Below are 622 nucleotides of genomic sequence, written 5' to 3'. Positions count from 1 at the left end.
ACCGAAACGAGGCTTCGAGTCACCACCGAAGCGCGGCTTGCTCTCGCCATCGAAACGGGGCTTCGAGTCACCACCGAAGCGTGGCTTGCCCTCGCCACCGAAACGAGGCTTCGAGTCACCACCGAAGCGCGGCTTGCCCTCACCACCAAAACGGGGCTTCGAGTCACCGCCGAAGCGCGGCTTGCTCTCGCCATCGAAACGGGGCTTCGAGTCACCGCCGAAACGCGGCTTGCCCTCACCACCAAAACGCGGCTTCGAGTCACCGCCGAAGCGCGGCTTGCCCTCGCCACCGAAACGAGGCTTCGAGTCACCGCCGAAGCGCGACTTGCCCTCGCCACCGAAACGAGGCTTCGAGTCACCACCGAAACGCGGCTTCGAATCACCGTCCGCGCCACGACGCGCGGGACCACGAGCCGACTCACCGTCCGCGCTCCACTCCTTGCGTGCGGGGCGGCCTTCACCAGCGCCAGCGCTCCTGCTAGTGCGCGGACTGTCCGCCCCACCCGCGCCCCACTCCTTGCGCGCCGGCCGACCCGCGCCACGCGACGGGCGCTCACCCTCGTCACCACCCGAGCGCCGCGCACCGCGACCCTCGGCAGCGGCCCCTCGCGGACGCCCGAAG

General features: G+C 69.9%; 1 pseudogene. It reads right to left on the bottom strand.

Annotated features, from left to right (window positions below):
• Window positions 1–622: pseudogene (locus HR086_RS47335) on the bottom strand (hypothetical protein); the annotation flags it as partial.

It is taken from the genome of Myxococcus sp. CA039A (genome assembly GCF_013336645.1).
Taxonomy (GTDB): Bacteria; Myxococcota; Myxococcia; order Myxococcales; family Myxococcaceae; genus Myxococcus; species Myxococcus llanfairpwllgwyngyllgogerychwyrndrobwllllantysiliogogogochensis.
The sequence above is the reverse complement of the archived record's forward strand: the minus strand, read 5'-3'. Positions and strand labels throughout refer to the sequence as shown.